21 protein-coding genes are annotated in these 24,858 nt (G+C 26.7%); 2 read left to right on the forward strand and 19 right to left on the reverse strand.

The window, feature by feature from the left end:
- The first annotated feature begins 63 nt into the window (after positions 1-63).
- Complete coding sequence (locus KGF52_RS01675; RefSeq protein ID WP_227838923.1) at positions 64-210, forward strand: hypothetical protein; 147 nt, start codon at positions 64-66, stop codon at positions 208-210.
- 49 nt (positions 211-259) lie between these two features.
- Here KGF52_RS01675 and KGF52_RS01680 read toward each other — a convergent pair whose 3' ends face one another.
- The 11 genes from KGF52_RS01680 to xylB form a co-directional block, all read right to left on the reverse strand.
- Positions 260-472 (reverse strand): hypothetical protein, encoded by a 213-nt coding sequence (locus KGF52_RS01680; protein WP_227838924.1) that lies wholly within the window; start codon positions 470-472, stop codon positions 260-262.
- Positions 473-647: 175 nt separating this feature from the next.
- Positions 648-896, reverse strand: coding sequence for a hypothetical protein (locus KGF52_RS01685; protein ID WP_227838925.1), 249 nt, complete (start codon positions 894-896; stop codon positions 648-650).
- The gene (locus KGF52_RS01690; RefSeq protein ID WP_227838926.1) at positions 897-2,738 is read right to left on the reverse strand and encodes an ABC transporter permease; all 1,842 of its coding nucleotides are present in this window, start codon (positions 2,736-2,738) and stop codon (positions 897-899) included.
- Positions 2,739-2,797: 59 nt separating this feature from the next.
- Positions 2,798-3,817, reverse strand: coding sequence for a sensor histidine kinase (locus KGF52_RS01695; RefSeq protein ID WP_227838927.1), 1,020 nt, complete (start codon positions 3,815-3,817; stop codon positions 2,798-2,800).
- On the reverse strand, positions 3,817-4,491 hold the full coding sequence (locus KGF52_RS01700; protein WP_227838928.1) for a response regulator transcription factor: 675 nt from the start codon (positions 4,489-4,491) through the stop codon (positions 3,817-3,819). The genes KGF52_RS01695 and KGF52_RS01700 overlap by 1 nt, the downstream gene beginning before the upstream one ends.
- Positions 4,492-4,737: 246 nt before the next feature.
- The gene (locus tag KGF52_RS01705; RefSeq protein ID WP_227838929.1) at positions 4,738-6,645 is read right to left on the reverse strand and encodes an FtsX-like permease family protein; all 1,908 of its coding nucleotides are present in this window, start codon (positions 6,643-6,645) and stop codon (positions 4,738-4,740) included.
- The gene (locus KGF52_RS01710; RefSeq protein ID WP_227838930.1) at positions 6,646-7,398 is read right to left on the reverse strand and encodes an ABC transporter ATP-binding protein; all 753 of its coding nucleotides are present in this window, start codon (positions 7,396-7,398) and stop codon (positions 6,646-6,648) included.
- A gap of 268 nt (positions 7,399-7,666) precedes the next feature.
- Complete coding sequence (locus tag KGF52_RS01715; RefSeq protein WP_227838931.1) at positions 7,667-8,176, reverse strand: helix-turn-helix transcriptional regulator; 510 nt, start codon at positions 8,174-8,176, stop codon at positions 7,667-7,669.
- A gap of 160 nt (positions 8,177-8,336) precedes the next feature.
- The gene (locus KGF52_RS01720) at positions 8,337-9,536 is read right to left on the reverse strand and encodes a S41 family peptidase (RefSeq protein ID WP_227838932.1); all 1,200 of its coding nucleotides are present in this window, start codon (positions 9,534-9,536) and stop codon (positions 8,337-8,339) included.
- Positions 9,537-10,235: 699 nt separating this feature from the next.
- Complete coding sequence (gene xylA / locus KGF52_RS01725; RefSeq protein WP_227838933.1) at positions 10,236-11,573, reverse strand: xylose isomerase; 1,338 nt, start codon at positions 11,571-11,573, stop codon at positions 10,236-10,238.
- A 105-nt stretch (positions 11,574-11,678) separates the two neighbouring features.
- The gene (xylB, locus tag KGF52_RS01730; protein ID WP_413841437.1) at positions 11,679-13,226 is read right to left on the reverse strand and encodes a xylulokinase; all 1,548 of its coding nucleotides are present in this window, start codon (positions 13,224-13,226) and stop codon (positions 11,679-11,681) included.
- 206 nt (positions 13,227-13,432) lie between these two features.
- Between xylB and KGF52_RS01735 the strand changes: the two genes are divergently transcribed.
- Complete coding sequence (locus KGF52_RS01735; protein WP_227838935.1) at positions 13,433-14,614, forward strand: ROK family protein; 1,182 nt, start codon at positions 13,433-13,435, stop codon at positions 14,612-14,614.
- A 478-nt stretch (positions 14,615-15,092) separates the two neighbouring features.
- Here KGF52_RS01735 and KGF52_RS01740 read toward each other — a convergent pair whose 3' ends face one another.
- From KGF52_RS01740 to KGF52_RS01775, 8 genes are all read right to left on the reverse strand, one after another.
- On the reverse strand, positions 15,093-15,497 hold the full coding sequence (locus KGF52_RS01740; protein WP_227838936.1) for a PTS sugar transporter subunit IIA: 405 nt from the start codon (positions 15,495-15,497) through the stop codon (positions 15,093-15,095).
- A gap of 20 nt (positions 15,498-15,517) precedes the next feature.
- Positions 15,518-16,000 carry a PTS sugar transporter subunit IIB gene (locus tag KGF52_RS01745; RefSeq protein ID WP_227838937.1) on the reverse strand — a complete coding sequence of 161 codons (483 nt, stop codon included), beginning with the start codon at positions 15,998-16,000 and terminating at the stop codon, positions 15,518-15,520.
- Between the two features lie 19 nt (positions 16,001-16,019).
- Positions 16,020-16,835 (reverse strand): PTS system mannose/fructose/sorbose family transporter subunit IID, encoded by an 816-nt coding sequence (locus KGF52_RS01750; protein WP_227838938.1) that lies wholly within the window; start codon positions 16,833-16,835, stop codon positions 16,020-16,022.
- A complete protein-coding gene (locus tag KGF52_RS01755) occupies positions 16,822-17,601 on the reverse strand; it encodes a PTS mannose/fructose/sorbose/N-acetylgalactosamine transporter subunit IIC (RefSeq protein ID WP_227838939.1) in 780 nt (259 codons plus the stop codon). Before KGF52_RS01755 ends, KGF52_RS01750 begins: the two co-directional genes overlap by 14 nt.
- Positions 17,601-19,679, reverse strand: a complete 2,079-nt coding sequence (locus tag KGF52_RS01760; protein WP_227838940.1) for a TIM-barrel domain-containing protein — start codon at positions 19,677-19,679, stop codon at positions 17,601-17,603. The genes KGF52_RS01755 and KGF52_RS01760 overlap by 1 nt, the downstream gene beginning before the upstream one ends.
- A 456-nt stretch (positions 19,680-20,135) precedes the next feature.
- The gene (locus KGF52_RS01765) at positions 20,136-21,470 is read right to left on the reverse strand and encodes a sensor histidine kinase (RefSeq protein ID WP_227838941.1); all 1,335 of its coding nucleotides are present in this window, start codon (positions 21,468-21,470) and stop codon (positions 20,136-20,138) included.
- On the reverse strand, positions 21,464-22,174 hold the full coding sequence (locus KGF52_RS21560) for a LytR/AlgR family response regulator transcription factor (RefSeq protein WP_227838942.1): 711 nt from the start codon (positions 22,172-22,174) through the stop codon (positions 21,464-21,466). Before KGF52_RS21560 ends, KGF52_RS01765 begins: the two co-directional genes overlap by 7 nt.
- Before the next feature lie 170 nt (positions 22,175-22,344).
- Complete coding sequence (locus KGF52_RS01775) at positions 22,345-24,855, reverse strand: ABC transporter permease (protein WP_227838943.1); 2,511 nt, start codon at positions 24,853-24,855, stop codon at positions 22,345-22,347.
- Between the last annotated feature and the right edge of the window lie 3 nt (positions 24,856-24,858).

A 24,858-nucleotide genomic window follows, 5' to 3' on the forward strand; every position in this document is an offset into this window, starting at 1 on the left:
AGATAATATCTTAAGGAGTATAGGTAAAGGGGACTCAGAAAAATAGAAGAAAAATATAAACAAATGTTAATGGCCACAAAACAAATAGTTAAAAAACATGATGATAAATTTATACATTCAATTTCTACATTACATAAAGATGAACACTTAACTGAAGAAAAACTTAATGAATTAGAAAATTGGGCAAGAAGCTGGAAAGATGAGGAGTAATGTATAAAATTATCTTAAAAAAGAGTTATCAGGTTTAAATAACTCTTCTCTACTTATCATTCTGATTTTTATTTAAATTTTTTATTAGAGCATATAAAACATCTGAAACAATCTTTAATCCTTTTGCATCTAAATTTTCTAGTCTTCCTGTTATATCATTTGGCAAATGATGCTTTGCATATTTAACAGAATCTTTAAGAATTATGTCTGATGTTGTATTCAATTCATTTACTATTTTAATAAATGTTTCTAGACTAGGCATTTTCTTACCTCATTCAATATTACTTAAATGATTATATCCTATATCAGTTTTCTCTGCTAATTCTTCTTGTAATTCCTAGTTCTTTTCTGCGGTCTCTGATTCTTTCTCCTAAATAATTTAAATTCAATTTATAATCTCCTATTTTTTATATAATTCTTATTAATTAGTATATATTTTAAAGACTCCATTTTTTAAAATCCAATAGGTCTAATTTAGCCCTCTCTTGTACTAAATTTCTTGGTATAATATTATCTCCTGTTGATGTAATTTTAGATATACTATTTTCAATTGTTTTATGATTATATCCATTTTTAATATCAATATTGATTGAATAGTAATCTACTACACCTGTAACACTTTCAAAAGTATCTTCACTTAAGATTAAATTAGGACTTAAAGAACTTCTTTCAAACCCATCATACATTTAATCATAAGAAACTATAGCTCCTATCTTAAATGTTTTGTAAAGATACTTTTCATTTAAATCCTCTAATTTATAATATTTATCATCTAATACTTTATTTTCTCTAAACTTAATAGTAACTGAATCTCCTGGTTGTATATTGACTACACTTTCTCCTTGAAGCAATACTCTAATACTTTTATTGTTAGTCTGTGGAATATATAAAATTGCATCTGCATGCTCTTTCATATCTTTAATATTTATATCTCCTTTTATCGTATATCTTTTTAATTTATTTAAAGCTGAATCATTATATCCCCTCAAACTATTTTTTAGAATAAGCTCATTTGTATTTTTATCTTTATCCAAATAGGAATTAAAGTACATATCCTTAACACCTAAGTTTAAATTGTTAAAATATTTTTGATTTTTTATATCCTCTTCATTTAAAATCATTTTTGATGGTATTAGTTTACAAGTATCTATATCTTTTATGCCATCTAGTTTTTTAAGTTTATTTAGATAAGTTTCTGATATTCCTTTTGATTTATTCTCACTATATACATCTATTTGGAAATCAGAATTAGAGTGCAATTCCCAGTTTTGATAATTCCCTCTTTCTTTTTCTATTGAAAGTTTGTATGATAAAACGATAAATGTTATTCCACATATACTTAATGAAAGTAATATAATTAAAAATGTCTTTTTATTTCTAAATATATTTTTAAAAGATAGTGCTATATATGTTTTCATAAATTTCCTTAAAGTGGTTATTGATATAATACTTTTTTCTAAATTTGCAGTACTAAGCCTTTTATTTATTCCATCTATAATTGAAATCTTTCTTATTTGTTTGTATAATAAAACTGATATTAAAAGTATTATAATGCTGATAAATAATATTGATATTAAAATAATAGATATTGGTATAATAACTTTAAGTTCTACTAATGTTCCATGAATTATTATATTTGTATTAACCTTATTTGATATATTATTTATACCAAATACTCCTAAAAACCCAAATACTATACCTATAGGTATAGAAATTATGTACATAAATATAAGTTCAATAAAAACAAGCTTAAAAATATTATAATTATTACATCCAACAGCCTTTAAAATGCTATAGTCTTTGATTCTGTTATATATTGAAATGTTAAAAATACCATATATAATCAATCCATATATAGAGCTTATTATAAACACAAATTGTAAATCATTAAAATTAATTTTGTTATTTATATTTTCTAAACTGATAATATCACTTTGTGAGTGAACATTTTCTCTTGGAATGTTAATCGAAATTGCTATTTTTTCTATTTCTTTTTCTATATTGACGTGTTGCTTAAACTCTATATATGCAAATATTTCATTGATAGCTTTTTCCTTAAAGTTTAAGTATAAATTCCTTCTTCCATACAATTTATTTGAAGCTATATCATTTAATATACCTACAATAAAAAAATTTTCTTCTTTGTATTTTCCATCATTATCATTAACTTTTAAAGTAATTTCTTGATTTAACTTAAAATCCAATCCTAATAGCTTTAAAATCCAGTCATCTACAACTATTTCATTTTTATTTCTTGGCAATCGCCCTTCTTTTATTTTAGATCCACTCAATAAGTAATCATTATTTGCACTCATTATATCTATATTTTGCTTTTCTTCTTTTGAAGTTTGATTATATAAATATTGTAATCCTATGTGTTCAATACTACTATTTGATTGAATTTTATTTAATTGTTCTTTATTAATTCCATTAAATAAAACATGATAAGGTCCATTTTTATATTTTAATGTCTGTAAATCTAAATTATTATTAGTATATCTAAGAACACTCGTTCCAACTATTGACATTAAAGTAAAAATACTACTATATTTTTCATATTTAAAATGAATTCACTATTTCTATTAATCTAATTATCTAGATTTAAATAATCTGATATATCATAAAAATGAATATTAAAAATTGTATAAACACCATTCTCTGAGTACACATCAATCTTATGCCCTAAATTATCCAACATCTTTTTTGCAAAGTATAATCCCATTCCAGTAGATTTATACAATCTATTTCTTCCATTTGTTCCTGTAAATCCTTTATCAAAAATTCTACATGTATCCTCTTCATTTATACCAATGCCATAATCTTTTATAGATAACACTACTCCGTTTTCTAATGGTTTTGCATTAAATTCAATTTTACCAACTTCTTTTGAGTATTTTATAGCATTATTAATAATTTGGTCTAAAATATATGCTATACATTTAGAATCCGTGTAAACAGTATAATTTAAGTTGTTTAAACTAACTTCAATATTGTTTTTTATGAGTAAAAACGAGTTATTCTTTATAGAGGATTTTATTAATTTTTCTAAATTAACTTTATTCATAAATATGTCCTCAAATATACTATTACTTCTACTGCTATATAAAATAGAATTTACTAAAAAGTTTATTTTTGCAATTTGATTCTTAATATCTATACTATCTTCTATATTATTTAATCTATCTGTAATTATACTCAAAGATGATATTGGAATCTTTATTTCATGAACCCATTTAGCTATGTATTCATCCAATTCTTTTAGAGATTGTTTGTAATTTTTTGTATCATCATTGTTCTTTGATTTCAAATTTTCAATAATATCTCTTATGATATTTTCTTCAAAGGACTGTCCACTAATCAAGTAGTTGTCTATATCATCATGATTTTCTAAACACTTACATAAATCTTTATAGCTATTTTTAAAGTTTATATAATCTACAATAAAAAATACTATTATTATGAGTAAAGCTAAAAAATCTAAGTATATTAACTCTGCATATTGATTCTCAAATATATTTATAGCAAATAAGTAAATATTTATTATACTAATGATAATTAAAAAAAGTACAATATACTTGAATCGGTCTTTTAAATATTTTACTATCATTATATTGTATATCCTATTCCTTTTTTAGTTTTTATAAAATCATCAAACCCTAACTCTTTAATTTTACTTCTTAGCCTATTCATATTTACTGTAAGAGCATTATCTGTAACAAACTCATCATTATCCCATAGAGTCATCATAAGACTTTCTCTTGATACAACTTTATTTTTATTTTTTAATAATAAAGTTAAAATTTTTATTTCATTTTTAGTCAATTCTATATCTTTTTCCTTGTACTTGTTCTTTATGATTCCTTTTCCCACATCAAACATCAAATCTTTGTAGTATAGAACACTATTAGAGTCGCTATAATTGTAAGCTCTTCTTATTATCCCATTTATTTTGGTAACTAATATATCTATAGAAAATGGTTTTGTAATATAATCATCTCCTCCATTATTTATTCCCATTATTAAATCCATATCAGAATCTCTTGATGAAAGGAATATTATTGGAACATTTGAAACAGACCTTATTTTCTCACACCAGTAAAATCCATTATACAGTGGTAAATTAACATCCAAAAGTACTACATCTGGCTTTTTATCTATAAATTCTTCTAAAATCAGTTCAAAATTATCAATTACTTCTACTTTAAATCCCCATCTTTCTAATGCCAAAGCAATTTCTTTTGATAAATCAATATCATCTTCTATTAATAAAATTTTATACATTTATGTAATCTCCATTATTTTAATATTTTCTTATAATATAAATTATCTCTATCATATCATATTTTGTATACATTTATTAGTCAAACGACTTAGACCTAATTAATAAGGTGCTGTCTCAAAATAGATATATGCCTCTTTTTCATTTTTGAAATGATGAAAATATATTTGATTTTATACAAAAAAGAGTGCCTCATGAACTAAAAAGTTCATTTTGAGACACCCCCTTTGTTTTAATAGATTTGTTGATTAATTTTCGTATATTACCTTCTTAAACTTATTAACAGATACTGCTCCATATATTATAAATATTATTAAGCATATTACTAAGCTCAATATATATATACTAAATAAATCAGCCATTAATAAATTACCTGCTAGTCTTAATGCAAAGTAACTTGATATTGTTGCACTTAACATTGGTAAAGTGTAAAATATGGCTACTTCTTTAAATACAGCTTTATTTATTTCTTTTTCTGTAGTTCCTATCTTTAATAAAGTTTTATATTTATCTCTATCTTCATAAGCATCACTATATATTTTCATGTATATTATACTTCCAGCCACAAGCGTAAATACTAAAAATAAAAATACAAGCACTACATATGCAAATTTCATCCATTGACTTTCGTTTTGAGCTTTATATCCATTTCTCATGTAGCCACTTTTCATACTTAAATTTTTTTCAATATTATCAAACATCTTTTGGCTATTTTCTTCATCAGATACTTTTGCTCCATAGAAATATATTGCTTGTCCTTTGTCTTTTAACTTAGAGTAGATGTTATCATTCACTACTATAATACTGTCATTAATCCCTGTTCCTAATACTGGTACTTTTACTTCCCCTTTTGTAATATTATATACTTGTCCATCAATGTTCACACTGGTTTCTTTTTTAGCTAATGTTACTATCGTTTGAGGACTTTTTAACTGTATTACATTATTTCCTTTAACTAATTTTTCGCCATACTCTTTTAATTCTTTCTCATTTCCATTTACTTTAAGAGTATTGTAAAAATCACTGTATTTCATTATTGTATTTAATTTATCATAATCATTTTTGCTATCTGGATTTTCTAAAGCAATTAGTTCTGGATTTACTGAATACCTTATATTATTAGTGTCTTTGATTATATCTTCTATTTGTTTTCTGTTTACTTCATTTCTATCTGTTGAAACTATACTAACAGTATATACATTTCTTTGTTCTTGAGCATTTTGTTGTAGATGTTTTATAGCAACTGATGCACCAAGGGTTGATATTGTAGTAGTTATAATTATAGCTATTATAGAGTAAGTTTTATAGTTTTTATTTAATCTGTAATTTATATTGTTTATAGCAATTATATTATTTCCATTAAATAATACTTTTTTATTTTTCATTATCATATGAAATACAACAGGCATAACTGATTTAAATAGACCATAAGTACCTATTATTATTATCACTATAACTGCCATTACACTAGTTATGTTTCCAGAGCGTATATCCATAGAAAGATAATAACCACATCCTAATACTAAAGTTGATATTATGGCTAATATGTATAATCCTATTCCTACTTTTGGTATTTTGTCTTGCTTCTTAGATGTGTTAATTAGGTTTATTACACTACTTCTACATATTGTTACAAAACCTTTTATAGTCATTATCATAAATATAGAAATAAATATCAAACTGGCATACATTATAGCTTTGATACTAAGCCCATTGGATACATTTATATCAAATCCAGATAATTTTATTATCACTACCTGGAAAAATCTAGATGTTATTATCCCTATAAGTATCCCTGTTATACAAGAGCTTATTCCTATAAGCATATTTTCTACAAAATATATTTTTCCTATAGTATATAAATCCAACCCCATAAAAGATAGTATTCCTATTTCTTTTGACCTATTTTTAAAGAATATATTTGTTGCATACCATATAAAGAAAAATAAAAATACTGATAATATTATTATTACAGATATTAACACTGATAATGTGAATTTCTGATTTTCTCCTTGCAATACATTTATGGCATCACCATATCTTAGTAATTCAAAATTAGTCAGTACAACTACTGAAAAGACCATAGATATAAAAAATGCCAAATAAGTTCTTATATTACTTTTAAAATTATTATAAGCAATCCCAAGTACACTCACTTACATTTCACCTCCCATAGAGGCCAACATATCCATAATTTTTCCATAAAATTCTTTTCTACTACTTCCTTTGTTTAATTTACACTTTATAGTTCCATCATTTATCATATATACTTCATTTGAATAACTTGCTGTTAGAGGGTCATGTGTAATCATTATAATAGTAGCATTATTTTCTTTATTTATCCTTTCTAATGAGTTTAAAAGTTCATAAGCTGATTTAGAATCTAAAGCACCCGTTGGTTCATCTGCAAATATTACTGCTGGGTTTGTAATTAGTGACCTTGCTGCTGCACCTCTTTGTTTTTGACCACCTGATAATTGGTATGGATATTTATCTAAATGATTTTCTAATCCAAATTTTTTGGCTATAGAAAATACCTTATCTTCAATTTCCTTACTTTTCTTTTTCCCTAACGCCAGAGGAAGTGCTATATTATTCATGAGTGTCATATTATCTAGTAAGTTATAGTCTTGAAATATAAATCCTATTTTTTCTCTTCTTAATTTCGATAGTTCATTATTTTTTACTTTCGATATATCAATCCCATCGAGTATTATTTCTCCTGAGGTTTGTTTGTCAAGCGTAGACATTAGATTAAGTAATGTTGTTTTGCCTGCACCTGATGGCCCCATTATTGCTATAAAATCACCTTCATTAACTGTAAGAGATATACTTTTTAGTACATTTGTTTTAAATCCTTTTATACCGTAATCTTTTGATATATTCTTTATTTTTAATATTTCTTTCATAATTAATAACCTCCGTTTGCTCACTTCTTAGTATATCTTCATTTTAAAGGTTTTGTACGGTTAAATCCTTATGTAAATATTACATTTTGCCTACCAATATTACACTTTTGTAACATAGAAAGGTTATTAATAAATATGTTTCTTAAATTTTTACTTATATTAATTTTTTAATGCTGAAAATGCCATTTCCTTATTAAATACTCATCATATATATTTATTTTATTTTTATATTCAATACTTCTAAATGCTTTGCTTATATTATTTTCTGTCATTTTAGATTTAAAATATAATTTTTAGCATCCTCAAAGTTATCAAATATTCTAAAATTGTTTGATTTATTTAACTCTAACATTAATTCTGAAAATCTTTTATTTATCTTATTTTCATCACTTCGCCAGAATGTAAAATCAACTTTCAACCACTTTGGTTCCAAGACATTTCTAAAAATATCACTAATTTTACTTAATGCAATTTCAGCATTAGGATATTTTATAACCTGTAACATTTGTAATCCCTGATATATGTTCTGTTGCTCCTCTTTAGATAACAATGATTTGTCGAGAGCATGTCCGTCTATTAGCGATATTCCCCCACCTGTTCCCTTTGTGGATATGATAGGTATTCCGGCAATAGACAGAGTATTGATATAGCGGTATATTGTTCTTGTTGATACATTAAAATAATCTGCCAATTCTTTAGCTGTTATATGTTCATGATTGACTATATAAAAAAAATTTGTACTAATTTCCTCCTTTCTGTTGCCATATGAAAACGCCACCTATAGTCTCTACTTAGGTGGCGTTATTCACTGGTTGGAAATCTATTTTTACTTGTTCTTATATATTTGCCTTGGTCAAGTGATGGGAGTAATATAACTTCTCAAACCATTGATTTTTTAATTCTATTCTATCCAGCATAAAGTAATATTTAATTGTTATTTAATAATTGATATTTTCAAGTTTCAATACCTTTTTTATACTGTTATCATCTTTAAAATTTATCGTTCTTTTACAGTCTTTTACTTTAAACTCAGGAATAGTTTTAAATTCTTCATCACATGTTCCGTCTTTGTTTAAATACATACAGCTTGACATTCTAACTATTAAACCACTATTTTTTAACTCAAACAACACAGGGTCTATTCCTCCACCATCACCTCCAGTAGTTTCTCCTACTAAAGTTGCAAGCTTAGTCTCTTTACAAAACATAGAAAACGACTCTGATGATGAGTATACTTTTTCGTCTATAAGTAAGTATATATTACCTTGAAATTTTAAATCATTATTAGTATTTATAGTATAAGAAGTCTTTTCAAAATCACTAAAATTTTTTAAAGTTTCTTCTGGTGCATTTTTCTTTACACCTACTGGTAGATTTTCTATAGGCTCTAACTTTATATTTCTTGCATTGGTGTATTTTTTAACTATTTCATTATTATTTCTATAGAGTCTATAACCCTCTATTTTTATATCATTTTTTATAAGTTTAGATACAATTCCTTTCCAATATCTGTCACTTCCCCCTGAATTTCCTCTTATATCAATAATTAAAGCTTGATGTTTTTCTAAATTATTAATATAATCTCCTATAATTTTTAAATCCTTATCTATTGACCCATTTTGTGGCGACATTGCAGGTAAATACATGTATCCAACCTTGCCTTTAATTATATCTTCTAAAATTAGTTCTTTTTTCACAAAAATATCATTTGGCATTTTTATCTTAGTATTTATAGAATCATATCTATCTACAACTTTTTTATCATTAAGAAAGTCATACCAATTATTATTAGAGTATGATTTTTTAAAAAGTTCATATCGGTTTTTATTATCTATTAATTCAGTATGTTTATTGTTTAATTCAGATAATATAGATGACATTTTTTCTATAAATTCTTCATCACTTTCAGTATTTTTAATTCTTTTTATATACTTATCCTCATTTTCTAACCAGTCAATATTATTAAGTCTCTTATTTACATCTAAGTAAGGATACCCCGTTTTTATAACATTATATACATATTTAAAGTCATCTACCTTTTCTTTCTCAGATAGTTGCTTCTTTTGGGAATAAGTAGAATTACCTAGTAAAATTATAGATATACAAATAATTCCTAAAAACAATATTTTCTTTTTCATATAATTCTCATCAACTTTCCAGCTTCATATTTTAATATATTATATTATTATAAATATTTAGAGTAATACTTATATATTATATTTCATTATAATTTATATATCCATAAATATATTTTAAATTTATTATTCTATAGTTTTATCAAAGGAATTCTAATCTGTATTTATATATTAATAAACAAATTAATAATAACTTTTGCCACTAACTTTTAACTGTACACAATGTATTTCTATATAACAAAAAATATTTAGATATATATTTATATAATCTTTATTAGTGTAACCACTTATCTCATTATATATATATTTCTCAAAACTACTAACTAAAACAAACATCATTCAAAATTATTGTAAATAAAAACGTAGGAAGATTTATCTAACAAAAATCTCCCTACGTTCTTATTTACCCTATTTTCCTTTTTAGTTATTCTTCATCTAATACTGTTATCCATATTTTCTTTATGTAAAGCAACTCCACTAGTAACTATACATATATAGCTTCTTGATAAGTTTATTATAGCTTATTTTTTACTTAGTGTTATATATCTTTTATCTCAAAGGTATTTGAAAACTCACTATAAATAGAAAATCTTTCAGACAATTTTTTACTGATAAAGAATGCTCTTATTTATATTTTTTTAATAAAAACTATAGAATACTCCATAGTTTTTATTTAATCATCTAAGATTTATAACAATACAACTACTTGTTACAAATTGTATCAACTTCATATATATACCTATTAAGCATATTTTCTAACATTTCTTGTCTTCCCGACTTATTCTTTATAGTTGGCATTTGTAGTGCATAAGCTTCTAAATCCTTAAATCCAACCTTACCTTCTACTATGTCTTTACCTATACCTTCACTAAAGCTTCTATATCTATCTTTAGTAAAGTTTTCAAATACCTCATCCTCTAATAATTTATGAGCTATCAATAATCCTTTTGCAAATGTATCCATTCCTGCAATATAAGCTAAGAATAAATCTTCTACTTCAAAAGATGCTCTTCTTACTTTAGAGTCAAAGTTAAATCCACCTGGTGCTATTCCACCTTGTTTTAACACTTCATACATTGCAAGGGTTGCATCATATATGTTTGTTGGAAATTGGTCTGTATCCCATCCTAATAATAAATCTCCTTGATTTGCATCGACACTTCCTAAAACATTGTTTATTCTAGCTATATTTAATTCATGTTGGAAAGTATGACCTGCCAGTGTTGCATGGTTTGCTTCTATATTCAACTTGAAATATTTATCTAAATTGTACTTTCTTAAGAATCCTAAAACTGTAGCAGTATCAAAATCATATTGATGTTTAGTAGGCTCCTTTGGCTTAGGTTCTATTAAGAATTGTCCAGTAAATCCAATTTCTTTAGCATAATCTACAGCCATTTTTAGAAATCTTGCAAAGTTATCCATTTCAAGTTCTGTATTAGTATTAAGTAAAGTTTCATAACCTTCTCTTCCACCCCAGAATACAAAGTTTTCTCCACCTAAATACTTAGTCACTTCCATAGCCTTTTTCACTTGAGCTGCTGCATAAGCATAAACATCAGCATTACAAGTTGTAGATGCCCCATGAACAAATCTTGGATTGCCAAACATATTAGCAGTTCCCCATAACAACTTTATGTCTGTTTCTTTCATTTTAAGTTTTATGTACTCAACTATTTCATCTAATATTTTATTTGTTTCAGCTAAATCTTTTCCTTCTGGAGCTATATCTCTATCATGGAAACAGAAATACTCAATTCCCATCTTAGTCATAAATTCAAATCCTGCATCAACTTTAAACTTTGCTATTTCCATTGGATTTGTCATGTTATTCCAAGGTCTATCTACTGTACCTACTCCAAATGGGTCGTTACTTTCTCCACATAAAGTATGCCAGTAACTCATTGCAAACCTTAAGTGCTCTTTCATAGCCTTATTGCCTACTACTTGTTCAGGATTGTAGTATCTAAATGCTAACTCATTGTTAGATTTTGGTCCTTCAAATTTTATCTGTCCTATTCCTTCAAATATCTCACTCATTTTATATCCTCCCAATGTTTTACACACATGATATATGTAATATTTTTTCTTAATTTAAAATTATCTTTTATTTTTATCTTTATCTTCATTTTTAAGCTGTCTTAATTATTTATCTTTAAAATTAACTGCTTCATCTAATAACTTAAAATCTTCTTTCAAAGATTTATATATTTTTTTATACAATTTGTGATATCTCTTGTATATGTCCACACTTTCACTTATTGGCTCTAATTTAGTTGAAGCTTTTATTATAATATCACAAGCTTTTTGTACATTTTCGTATATTCCAGCTCCTACTAATGCAAGAATTGCCACTCCAAGTGCTGGTCCTTCACTTGAGTTTATAGTATATACATCTTGATTAAACATATCTGCCTGCATCTGTCTCCAGACTTTACTTTTACCTCCTCCACCAGAGGCCCTTACTTCATTAACTTCTATATTAAGACTTTGTATTATATCCATACAGTCTTTTAAACTGTATGAAACACCCTCCATAATTGCTCTTGCCATTTCTTTTTTAGAGTGCATTGGAGATAATCCAAAGAACACTCCTCTAGCATAAGGGTCAAGATAAGGAGTCCTCTCTCCCATCATATATGGTAAGTAAAGTAATCCATTACATCCTGATGGCACCTGACTTACTTGCCCATTTATAATTTCATATACATCTTTCTCTAAAGATTTTGAAATTTCTATTTCTATTTGGCAGAAATTATCCTTAAACCATTTTAATGATAATCCTGCTCCTTGAGTAACGCCCATAACATGCCATGTATTTGGTACTGCGTGACAGAAAGTATGAACTCTACCTTCTTTATCAATTTTAGGTTCTTTTGTATATGCAAATACCACCCCTGATGTGCCAATAGTAGATGAAACTACACCTTCTTCAACTATTCCATTTCCTATAGCTCCTGCTGCTTGGTCTCCAGCTCCACCTACAACTATTGTTCCTTCCTTAAGTCCTGTTAAGTTTGCTACCTCTTTAGTCACATATCCTGTAATTTCTTGAGATTCATAAACTTTACCTAAGAGGTTTTTATCTATATTTAACTTTTCAAGTACTTCATCACTCCAATTTCTTTTACTTATATCAAGTAACTGCATACCACTTGCATCTGATACTTCTGTAGCATACTCTCCTGTCAACTTGTATCTTATATAATCTTTTGGAAGAAGTATTTTATTAGTATTTTCGTAAATATCAGGTTCATTATTTCTAACCCATAATATTTTTGATGCTGTAAAACCTGTAAGTGCTGGATTAGCAGTTATTTCAATTAATCTTTCTTTTCCCACTAAATCAGTTATCTCTTCACATTCTTTTATTGTACGTTGGTCACACCATATTATAGAGTTTCTTAATGTATTACCTTCTTTATCTAGCATAACTAGACCATGCATCTGTCCTGATAATCCAATTCCTTTTATATATTCACTACTTATACTTGAACTTTGAATTACATGTCTTATAGATTCTACTACAGCTTCCCACCAGTCATTAGCATCCTGCTCTGCCCAGCCTGATTTCTCTTGTATAAGAGGATATTCATATGTACAGCTTTCTATAGTATTTCCTAGTTTATCAAATAAGACAGTTTTAGTACCTGATGTACCAATATCTACACCTAATACATACTCCAATTTAATCCCTCCTTGAGATAGTGCTTAAAATTATCGTTTTCCTATTCCAATTTTTTTATATTTAGATATATTTTACTTGCTTTATTTTTGTTAGTATATTAAACTAACTTATGAACTAATAATAAAATATTTAATTATCTTTGTCAATGCAAAATAACCTTTTATTTTTAACTAAAAAGTATTACAATATTATTTTAAGGAGGAATATCAAATTGGTTACTGATAAATACACTATTCGAGAAATGAACGAAAGATTGGTACTTGAACAAATTATAAAAAATCAGCCTATTTCTAGGGCGAGTATCGCGTCTACCATAGGATTAAACAAAGCAACTATATCCGCTATTACCAAAAAGCTTATTGATGAATCTCTAGTCCATGAAATAGGAATTGGAAATAGCACTCATAGTGGTGGAAGAAAACCCATACTTTTAGTATTTAATAAATGTGCAGGTATTTCTTTAAGTATGGATATTGGATATGACTATATATTTTCTTCTTTATCTTATTTAGATGGAACTATTATAAAGTCAAAGAATTTGACAGATATACAGATAAATAAAGATAATGTCATACAACTAATAGATGAAGTCATAAATAGTTATAATATATCCAAAATAGACACTCCTTATAATGTAATAGGATTCACTCTGGCTATACATGGGATTACTTGTGAAAATAAAATACTGTTCACTCCATATTATAATCTTAATGAGATTGATTTATATAGTATCCTTAGTGAAAAATACGACTTCCCTATTCATATAGAAAATGAGGCAAACTTAACAGCTTTAGCTGAGAGTACTTTCTCAACTGTACATAATTCACTACTTAGTCTTAGTATTCACAGTGGATTTGGTTCAGGCATTATAATAAATAATAAATTATATAGTGGTAGAAATGGTATGAGTGGCGAAATTGGTCACACTATTATCATGCCTAATGGTAAACCCTGCCCTTGTGGAAACCTTGGATGTTTAGAACAATATTGTTCAGAGAAAAAAGTATTTGAACAACTTTCTACTTTAGAAAATATCCCTAAGATGGATTCTAATATGGTAAAACAGCTATACTATGCAAATAATCAAAATGCTAAAAAAGTTATTCAGGATTTTTGCAGTTACTTATCAATAGCTATAAATAACGCTATTGCAACTTATGCTCCTGAGATAATCTATTTAAATAGCCAAATAATTAGAGATATACCTGAGATATTACAGATTACAAAAGATATGTTAGTTAGTTCTTTTAACAAAGGTATAAATATAGAAATTTCATCATTAGGGTCTGAGGCATCTCTATATGGTGGTTCTGCTGTAAATATTAAGAGCTTTTTAAATATACAAAATTTAACTTTGATGAACGAAATAAATGAAAAAATAGCTGTACTATAATATTAAATAATCTGTGAACTAGCTTATTTAAGCTAGTTACATTTTTTAATATCTAAGTGAATCGATACCTATTATTTTTACTACAAATGTAATAGAACACTAGAAAAGACAACTACATCTAAATCAACATTTACAACAGATGAATCACTTCATAAGTCACTTTATTTAATAGCTTCAAGATTATATATAAGTGAATTCAAAGTTTTAGAACCTGACCTAAAGTATTAAATCGATTAAATATTCATCTTAATGAAATATTAGTTACAGTCATTATTAAAGTCAAAAAAATTAAGAATAGCTTTATATAGATGCTATTTTTATAAAAATAGTAATAATCTTAAATAAGGGTTATGACTACATAGCCATAACCCCTTTAAAGTATAAATTCTAAAATTAAATTTATTCTGGAGTTTACACAAGATTATTTATATTCTCTTTCTCAGAAGTTGTACATTAATTAAATATTAATATGAGATTTCTATTCATCATCAGCTAATAAATTCATTGTAGGTTCAACTATAGAAATATTGTCTTTACCTATCTTCTCTAACTTTACTGCTAGTTCTTTTGCATCTGAAAAAGCTGATTCAATAACCATACCTAAATTTAGCCCTGAAATGATTTTAATTCTACTATCACTATTGGCTTCTAATAAAGCGGCATTGCATGGCGTCCCACCGATTAAATCTACCATTATAATTATTTCTGAACTTTCTTTATATACTTCTAAAGCTTTTTTTAGTTTTTTTATTGTTCCTTCAATTCCATCATCTTGCTTCATATTTACTGTAGGATAGTCTACAGAGTCCCCTATTATCATTTTAGCAGCATTCAAAACTTCTTCAGCCATATTTCCATGACTCATCAAAATAATACTATTCACTTTAATACACCTCTCTAATTTTATAAAATATCTACAAGATAAGTTTTCTTATCATCAGGCGTCATTATAGTTGTAATTTCAATTCCTTCATCTAGGAGTTTTCTAAATGCTTCTTTCTCTTCTTCAGTAACACTGATATTAGGTTTTAACACAGTTGTATTCTTTCTACTTGACATATTTCCAACATTTATATTATGTATCTTTAATCCTGCTTCTATAAACGGAATAAGGTCAACAGGAGACTTTACAATTAACAATACATTTTGTCCTTCATACTTACCAGCAGTAATATTTTTTATAGCAGTTTCTTCTGTAATTATAGATGATGCTATTCCCGCAGGTGTCGCCATTCTTAGAACTTGTTTTTGAACAGAATTATTGGCTACTGCGTCATTTACTACCATTAATCTTGTAACGCCTAATTTATTACTCCACATAGTTGCAACTTGACCATGAATTAAACGGTCATCTATACGAATATTTTTAATTCCTTTCATTTCCATATCTAATATCACCCTTTCCTTATTTTAAAATACCTAACGCATATAGAATTATTGAAACCACCATTACACCTAAAATTAAGTATATTGGTTTTATATTTTTTTTAAGAGCCCAATAAACAATAACAACTAAAATTGCAGGAATTAAACCAGGCATAATTTGGTCTAATATTTCTTGACCTTTCATTGTAAAATCACCTTGCTGAAAGTTAAGAGCAACATTAGCTTTTACTACTGAAGGTATTAATGCACCTACAACCATCAATCCTAAAATAGATGTACTCTCAGTTAATATTTTTAAACTTTTTTCAATTGAAGATATTAGCTTAGTCCCTGATGTATAACCAGCATTAAACAGCGGTATACTTAATAGTTTCAATGCTACACTTACTATAATCCATAATAAGATTCCAAAAGGACTTCCATCTATCGCCATATTAGCTGCTATAGCTCCAAAAATTGTCCATGGAATAACGACAAACAAACTATCTCCTAGACCTGCTACTGGCCCCATCAATCCTGTTTTAATTGAAGTAACAGCCTCCTCAGTATCTTCACTTGATAATTCCTCCATAGCTACATTAATACCCAAAATATAAGGAGCAACCCATGGATTAGTATTAAAAAATTGTAAATGGTTTAATACAGCATTTTGAAGTTTTTCTGGCTTATCTTTATATACTGTTTTTAAAAATGGTAATACTGCATAACAATATGCTAAAGCTTGCATCTTCTCATAATTTGAAGAAACAGAACTGGTAAAAAACCAACGCCATAAAACACTTTTTTTAACTTTTTCATTTGATTTATTTAATGACACATTATCACTCATCTTCATCCATACCTCCTACTACAGTATATTGTTGTGCTTGATTTTCCACATTCTTTTTATAAATTATAAGTGCGATTGCTCCTCCGATTAAAGCCACACCTAATAATGGTACTTTCATATAGACTGCTAAAACAAATCCAATCACTAAATAACTAAAATACTCTTTTGCAGGAAGATATCTAAGTAGTAATCCTATTCCTACTGCTGGAAGTAATCCTCCAGCTACTGTTAAACCACCTGTTAACCATTCAGGTGTATATTTTAAAATAGTATCAACCAAGGAAGGCCCAAATATTACAGCTAGAGCAACTGGAATACCCGTTGTAGCTGCTGTTAATAATACTCCTAACATTTGCATATATGTTATGTTTTTATAATTTCCTTTTTTAGCTCCATCTTCTGCTTTATGAACTAGCCATATACCAATAGTATTTCTAAGGACATCCAATTGTACCATTAACAAAGCAACTGGAATACCTATAGAAATTCCTACAGATGCTTCTTGATTAGTCGTAATAGTTATAAACGTAGCTACTATACTTGCTGTTTGATAATCAGGAATGGATGCTCCACCAAAATTACTAATCCCTAATGATAGTAATTGTAATGTACCCCCAATATATAAACCTGTATTTATATCACCTAATATAAGACCAGTAATAAAACCTGCTGTTACTGGCTGATATGTCCCAAACATTGTTGAATTTTTTTCATAGTTTATAAAAAATCCATATAGTACGATTAATAATAATTGCCATAATTGTGGCTCCATTATGATTTCACCTCACTCAAAATATTTTTTAGTTCTTCAAAATTATGCTTAGAATTTTTATTTAAGAAGATAGGAATTTCTTCAAGTGGGCATTCTATTTCATAAACTTCTCCACCTGCATAACTAATTCCACTAAATATATTCTCCCATGTGTATCCTTTTGGCAAATATACTTTTCTACTTCTATCTTTATAATTCATTATTGGAGCAACCAAAATTTCATCTCCAAACATATATGTATTATCAATCTCCCAAGTTTTCTCATCTTCAGGAAATTCATAAAATAGAGTTCTCATAACTGGTGTTCCATCTTCATGAGCTTCCTTCATTAATTTTTTTAAATAGCTTTTTAAACTTTCTCTAATTTTTATAAACCTTGTAAGAATTCTTTCAACATCTTCACCATAAGACCATATCTCATTAGGAGCTCCAGTGACCATTGAACCTCCACCTTTGTTTGATAATGGCTTACTGTGAGGTAGCCTATCTCCATGCATTCTCAAAATTGGTGAAAAAGTAGCATATTGGAACCATCTTACCATAAGTTCTCTAAACTCTGGGTCGTTAGGATTTCCTCCATGGAAACCTCCAATGTCTGTAGTCCACCAAGGTATACCTGCTAGTCCCATATTTAGCCCTGTATTTACTTGATTGTTAAAAGCCTCAAAACTAGAATCAATATCACCAGACCATACTAAAGCTCCATACTTTTGAGCACCTGCCCAAGCTCCTCTTACAAGAGTTACAACAGACTCTGTATCATCATGTAAACCATCATAAATCATTTTTAAATAATCGATAGGATATATATTTCCACAGCTTAAAACATTTCCTTTTTTGTATCTATAATTATCAAAATCATAAACAGAATATCCAGGTTCAGCTACATCTAACCAATAATAATCAATTCCTAGTTGCTTATAATTTTTATCTATTCTATCCCAAACATACTCCCTTGCATTTTTGTTTGTCATATCTACAAAGACTGTATTCCCTTGAATTTGCATTGTCATTCTGACACCACGATTAACATTAACCAAATAACCATTTTCTAAATAATCATTGTAGTTTTCTGCATCACTTTGAACTGTGGGCCATACAGATACGATTGGTTCTACTAAATACTCTTCTTTCAGTTTTTTAACTAATTCCTTAGGATTTTTCCAATAATCTAAGTCAAATTTATATTCTCCTTGCTTAGGCCAATGAAAATAGTCGATTGCAATTGATGAAAGTTTAATTCCCCTTTTTGAGTATTCTTTCACAACATCCAAGACTTCTTCCGAAGTTCTATATCTTAATTTACTTTGCCATAGCCCTAATAGGTTTTCAGGCATCATAGGTACAGTTCCTGTAACTTGAGAGTAATTTTTACTTAACTCTTTTGGGCTTTCTCCACAAGTAATCCAATAATCTATAAAGTTTGTAGAAAACATCTTCCACTCTGTTATGTTCTTGGCAAAAGATACTCTTCCAATTCCTGGATTATTCCATAAAAATCCATACCCTAAACTAGAAATATAATAAGGAACTGATATTTGAGAATTTCTTTGGGCTAACTCCAAAACGGTATTCTTTAAATCTAGAAATTCATGCTGGTATTGTCCCATCCCAAAAACCTTTTCATAAGGTTCAGACTCAAATCTAGTAGTTACTTCAAATTCCCCACTACAACTTGGTCGATATTCTCTTGATTTTAATTTAAGTGTGGAGTTAAAGTCTTTGGTAATTTCAATGGTTCCTACATCTTCTCCACCATCATCGTGTTTTACAGCTCTTAATCTAATAAATTCCTTTAACAATATTTCATTTTTATCGTTATAAAATGTAATTCTATCTCTATGGTCTAAGATAGCCTTTAATTTTCCATTTTTAATACTTACACTACCATCTTCACTCTTGTCGATTTTAATATCTTCTTTATTCAACTTAGGTTTTTCATTAAGAGCATAATTTTCATCAATAAAATTTTGGTCGACAAATGACCTAATACGTAAAGAATTTTTTCCCCATGCTTCTATTCGCAGTAGTTCATTGTCAAATCTTTTTTCAATATAATCTTCAAATATTCTTACCACAGCCATCCTCCTAAATCGATAATTTAATATTCCATTTTGATGTACTTTAAAATTAAATAACTCAGTCTAATATCTTAATTTTATATATTAAACATTGCATACAATTTATTTGTACGTTAAACTAACTTACTAATAATATACTTTATTTAGTTCTCTTTGTCAATCGTTTTCCAAAATTTGATAGAATTTTCCAATTTAGTTATAGATAACAGCTTTTGTATAACCTAATACTCACAAATAAACAAATCCATTGTTATCCTCGCTGTCATCTATAACACTTATTCTTAGTTATAAAAATAAGGAATAGTTTGTCTACTATCCCTCAAAAAAATCTTAATATTCAAATTTATAATATATGTCTTCCCTATAATTCTAATAAATTAAAAACCATACAAATAATAAATACTTCCTATATACTTAAAGTTTATTTTAGAGACTTCATATTATTTATAGTATTTAAAATCTTGATAATGGAATATCTATTATTATTATAAATTTATTTTCATCAACTTTTATTTCTAAATTCCCATTATATTTTTCTACTGATTTTCTCATACTACTTATTCCTATTCCATGCATAAATTTATCTTCCTTGTCAGTTATTATTTTTTCTCCATTAAATTTCAATTCGTTAGTTCTTGAATTCTCGCATTTTATAACAAAGAAATTATTTACTTTAGTTCCTCTAAGTTTAATTTTTTTATTAATTGTATTTTCATTTATCTTGATGCAAGCATTGATGGCATTATCTAACATATTAGAAAATATACTACATATATCACTTCTTTCCAAAAAATTACAATTATCCATTCTTATATCAACTACAAAGTCTATATTGTACTTTTTACAAAGTAGACTTTTATCATTTATAATCACATCTAAAACTACGTTGCCAGTGTCAGACATTAATCTATAACTTTCTAATTCATCATTAATACTATTAATATATTCATTATTACCATATACATTTGTTATACATATCATATGATTTTTCATGTCATGATATAATTGTCTAATATTTGATTGAGATTCTTGTAAGCTTAAATAATATATGTTTTGTTTTTTAATATCTTCTCTAATCACTTTATTTTCTAACATTAATTTATTATGGTTAACTATCTTATTTATCATATTTACAGAAAATATACTTGTTAATAATAATATTGAAGATACTAATACCATAATAAAGTCCATGTATATACTTGTATTCCCAAAAGTGTATCTATATACAGTGTCAAATAATATAATAATACATATCAAATTTCCTATTATTGAGAGAAGTACATATATGTAATGTATACCAATTATCTTTCTTTTTAATTTAAGTGATTTAGCAATTGGTATCAAAAATAATAAAATCATATTTGATATAACTATTACTTCTAACCTTATTATTTTATTACCTAACAGAGCATAATAATCAAAGAGTATAACTCTACCTCTTATAGAAACCATAACTTCATATATTGTTTTATACACTAATAGGTATACCAATATAAAAATTATCAGATAACCTATACTTATAATTACACACTTTAAGTTATTAAAACCATATATTTTCTTATAGTATACAAACATTAACACAAAATATAACATCAAAGTTACTCTAATATCTATATGTTTTAGATTGTATAAACAGGAAATTATTATTCCTAGTAATAAAAAAATAGGTATTCTTTTATTTTCTCTATTACATGAAAACACTTCTTCAAGTATTACTTTTGATATTATTAAAGGTACTATTATTCCTGGTATTGATAACATGATGCTCCAAATATATTGTTCTAACATAAAATATCTCCAAGCATATTAGTTAATGTTTTTCTAAGATTACTTATTCTATGTTTACTAACTGGAACTTCTCTATCTCTAATCATAACTGTATTGTTTTCTATACTATCAATATAGACCATATTAATTAGAAAACTCTTATGACATCTAAAAAAATTGAATAATTTCAACTCTTTTTCTACTTTATCCATACTGCACTTTGTGTGATACTCTCCATCTATGGTATGTACAATAATATCTCTTCTTATAACCTCAATATATAAAATGTCCTTTATAGGTATTTTTTTAATGCTTCCTCTATTTTCTAAAATCATAAAATTATCTTTTTTTCTAGTTAAATCTTTTACACAGCTTAAGATACTTTCCTTTAGTTCTTCATACTTTATAGGCTTTAGTAAATATCTATATGCTCTAACTTTATAACCTTCTTGAATATACTCAACTAGAGAAGTAATAAACATTATTTCGGCTGATTCATTTTCATTTCTTATAACCTTTGCTAAACTCATTCCCGTCATATCTCCCATCCTAATATCTAGAATATAAATATCTATACCTGCAGGATTTTCCTCTAGAAACTGTTCTGCACAATCATACTCAAATATTTTAATATGACTTGATACATCTTCTAATATCTGAGTAATCGAATTTCTTATTTTCTCTCTTTGTTCTACATCATCTTCACAAATAACTATCCTATACACCCTTACCTCCCTGTAATATATGCATTATAAAAACATTATTTTTATTATAATATTATTTTAATTTACTGTAAAACTCAATATAAAAATAAGCTCATCATGCAATATTATTTTTATATTGAGATTGATATCAACTCCATATTAAGATAGTTTTAAATCTACTTAAATCATTATTATAATGTCTTTATTTGTTCTACAAAATCTTCACTCTGTACATTTTTTAAAACTTTTATAATTGTCATTATAATTATTATCAACAAAAACACTACTATTATAATCACAGCTCCTATAAGCTTTAGGTTTATCAGCTTGATAGTTTCAAAATCTTTTATTATTATCAATCTTGCAATCAAACTGGGTATTATAGCTAAGATAACTCCATTAAATAGATATATTATCCCTTCTATTTTAATAATTCTTTTAATTTCATCTTTTGAAATGCCTATACCTCTAAGTAATGCAAATTCTCTTCTTCTATTCTTTATACTAACAACTATAATATTACAACAATTAAACATAGATAATACAACTATAATTCCAATAACTATTATCACAATCATATTTTTTTGATTATCGCTTTTTTCAATTCCAGATGCCTCCTCCTTATAAGGGGTCAATAGACCTTTGCCTGATTTGTCTACTATTTTATTCAATTCGCTTTCAATATATTTGTTATTGGCAAGCTTACTAGTCCATACATCAAATCGCTCATATGAATGAACTCCTGTAAATTTATCCATTTGATTTACATGCAGAACAGCTCCAAAGCTTGTTCCTACTCCTTGAGATATTATAGGTAAATTTGTAATAATTCCCCCAACAATAAACTCTTTAGAAATTGTTTCTTTATAGTTACCTGTTTTAGTGTCTGAAATATTAAAGTTTAAATTTATTTTATCACCAGTTTTTACATTAAGTGATTCACTATACTTTTTATCTATTAATATATATGGTTCTTTCTCTAATTTACTTAAATTTCCTTTACCTTCTATTAATACCTTCTTTAATATATTGTTATCTTCAACTCCTAAAACTTCAATAAAACTTGGCATTATCTTTTTTCCATTTTCAATATGGGCATTTTGTTTTAGTACATCTTTATTTTCCTTCCAATATTTTGATTTTTTATTTATATTCTCAATACTATTCATCGTGATAAAGTATTTATTTCTATGAGCATTTACTTTTTTAACACCATTTATATTTTCTATCTCTTTTAAAGTTTTTTTATCATAGCTTACTGTATTTTGTAATATAGATGAGGAATCTATGTTAGTTATTAAAAAATCTCCAGGAATCCATAACCGTAACCCACCATCATTTAAAAAATTGCTTGTAGCTTTTGAATATACTGTTAATATTAAAAAAAATACTAATGATATTGATACTATAAGCAAATTTGTTCGTTTTTGATTTCTTTGTATGTTTTTTAATGCTATATTTCCATAGTCATTATAAAGTTTAGTCATCAGTCTATTTATGGATGATTTTTTCCTTACAACAATCTCCCCTTCAATTTTTTTTATACATGTCATTGGGTCAGTTTTAGAGAATTCTATAAGTGGTTTTAATACTGATATTATTATGGTTAATGTACTTAATAATATTGAGTATATGTATGCATTCATATGGCTAGTATCTTTAATTAAATTTATATAATTAATACCATATATTGCTCCTATCATGTATTCACTACACAAACTAACTATTAATTTTCCTATTATTATTCCAATAGGAATACTTATAATCGAATATACAAATACTTCCCAGACTATTATTTTAGAAATATCAGATGGTATAAAACCAAGTGTTTTTAGTATTCCAAAATCCTTAGCTCTATTCAACATTAATGTATAAAATATATTGTAAATTAATAATATAGTAGCTAAAGCAATTACTATATTTACTAAAATATATGGTATTTTCAAATTTAAACTATCTGACATAGCTAATATTAATGGTCTATTTAATGTTATATTATCTTCATTTAATTTTCTATCTTTAACGAGCTTATCTATTTGCTTTTGTATATTTAATTCTTTTTTAAACATAAAAATAACTTGGTCATATTTATTTTTAATATGCATATTTTTCATGGCATACTCTTTACTTATAGTGGCTACAGACATACCTTGTGCTTTTAAAATTGGATTACTTTCTAATATTCCTACAATCTTAAATTCTTTTTCATTAGTATATAAATTTACTCCTTTTTTACTTTGTTTAATATAGTCTATCTTTATTTTTTTACCTATTGGCTCTTTTATTTTACACTGTTTAATATACCATGTATCTACTGCTATTTCGTCTTCTTTTGCTGGAAATCTGCCATTTTTTAAAGTATACGAGTTAGACATTTCTTGAGTAGCCTTATCATCCCATAATATTTGAAGTATTTGACCTTTTCCTATTTCATGCAATCCTAAAAATATTGATTTTCCAATCTTCTTTATATCAGGATTATTCTCTAAATACTTTAATTCTTCATTAGGTGGTTCAGAGTATGCAACATGCTTTGTACCTAACTCTTTTTTAGATTGATTTATCATTAAATTTCTAACATCTTCACTTATTATATTCATTACTAAAAATAATGCAGTTGAAATTACAATACTTATAACTATTAATAATGTATTTTTCTTATCTCCTATCATATATTTTCTTGCTAGTTTTTTTAGATTCACAGC

Source organism: Clostridioides sp. ZZV15-6597, assembly GCF_020657815.1.
Classification (GTDB): Bacteria; Bacillota; Clostridia; order Peptostreptococcales; family Peptostreptococcaceae; genus Clostridioides.

What these genes read in the sequence shown, in the direction of transcription:
- KGF52_RS01675 (WP_227838923.1), top strand. Translation starts at nt 64, where the DNA reads ATGTTAATGGCCACAAAACAAATAGTTAAAAAACATGATGATAAATTT.
- KGF52_RS01680 (WP_227838924.1), bottom strand. Translation starts at nt 472, where the DNA reads ATGCCTAGTCTAGAAACATTTATTAAAATAGTAAATGAATTGAATACA.
- KGF52_RS01685 (WP_227838925.1), bottom strand. Translation starts at nt 896, where the DNA reads ATGTATGATGGGTTTGAAAGAAGTTCTTTAAGTCCTAATTTAATCTTA.
- KGF52_RS01690 (WP_227838926.1), bottom strand. Translation starts at nt 2,738, where the DNA reads ATGTCAATAGTTGGAACGAGTGTTCTTAGATATACTAATAATAATTTA.
- KGF52_RS01695 (WP_227838927.1), bottom strand. Translation starts at nt 3,817, where the DNA reads ATGATAGTAAAATATTTAAAAGACCGATTCAAGTATATTGTACTTTTT.
- KGF52_RS01700 (WP_227838928.1), bottom strand. Translation starts at nt 4,491, where the DNA reads ATGTATAAAATTTTATTAATAGAAGATGATATTGATTTATCAAAAGAA.
- KGF52_RS01710 (WP_227838930.1), bottom strand. Translation starts at nt 7,398, where the DNA reads ATGAAAGAAATATTAAAAATAAAGAATATATCAAAAGATTACGGTATA.
- KGF52_RS01720 (WP_227838932.1), bottom strand. Translation starts at nt 9,536, where the DNA reads ATGAAAAAGAAAATATTGTTTTTAGGAATTATTTGTATATCTATAATT.
- xylA (WP_227838933.1), bottom strand. Translation starts at nt 11,573, where the DNA reads ATGAGTGAGATATTTGAAGGAATAGGACAGATAAAATTTGAAGGACCA.
- KGF52_RS01745 (WP_227838937.1), bottom strand. Translation starts at nt 16,000, where the DNA reads ATGGAAATGAAAGGAATTAAAAATATTCGTATAGATGACCGTTTAATT.
- KGF52_RS01750 (WP_227838938.1), bottom strand. Translation starts at nt 16,835, where the DNA reads ATGAAGATGAGTGATAATGTGTCATTAAATAAATCAAATGAAAAAGTT.
- KGF52_RS01755 (WP_227838939.1), bottom strand. Translation starts at nt 17,601, where the DNA reads ATGGAGCCACAATTATGGCAATTATTATTAATCGTACTATATGGATTT.
- KGF52_RS01765 (WP_227838941.1), bottom strand. Translation starts at nt 21,470, where the DNA reads ATGTTAGAACAATATATTTGGAGCATCATGTTATCAATACCAGGAATA.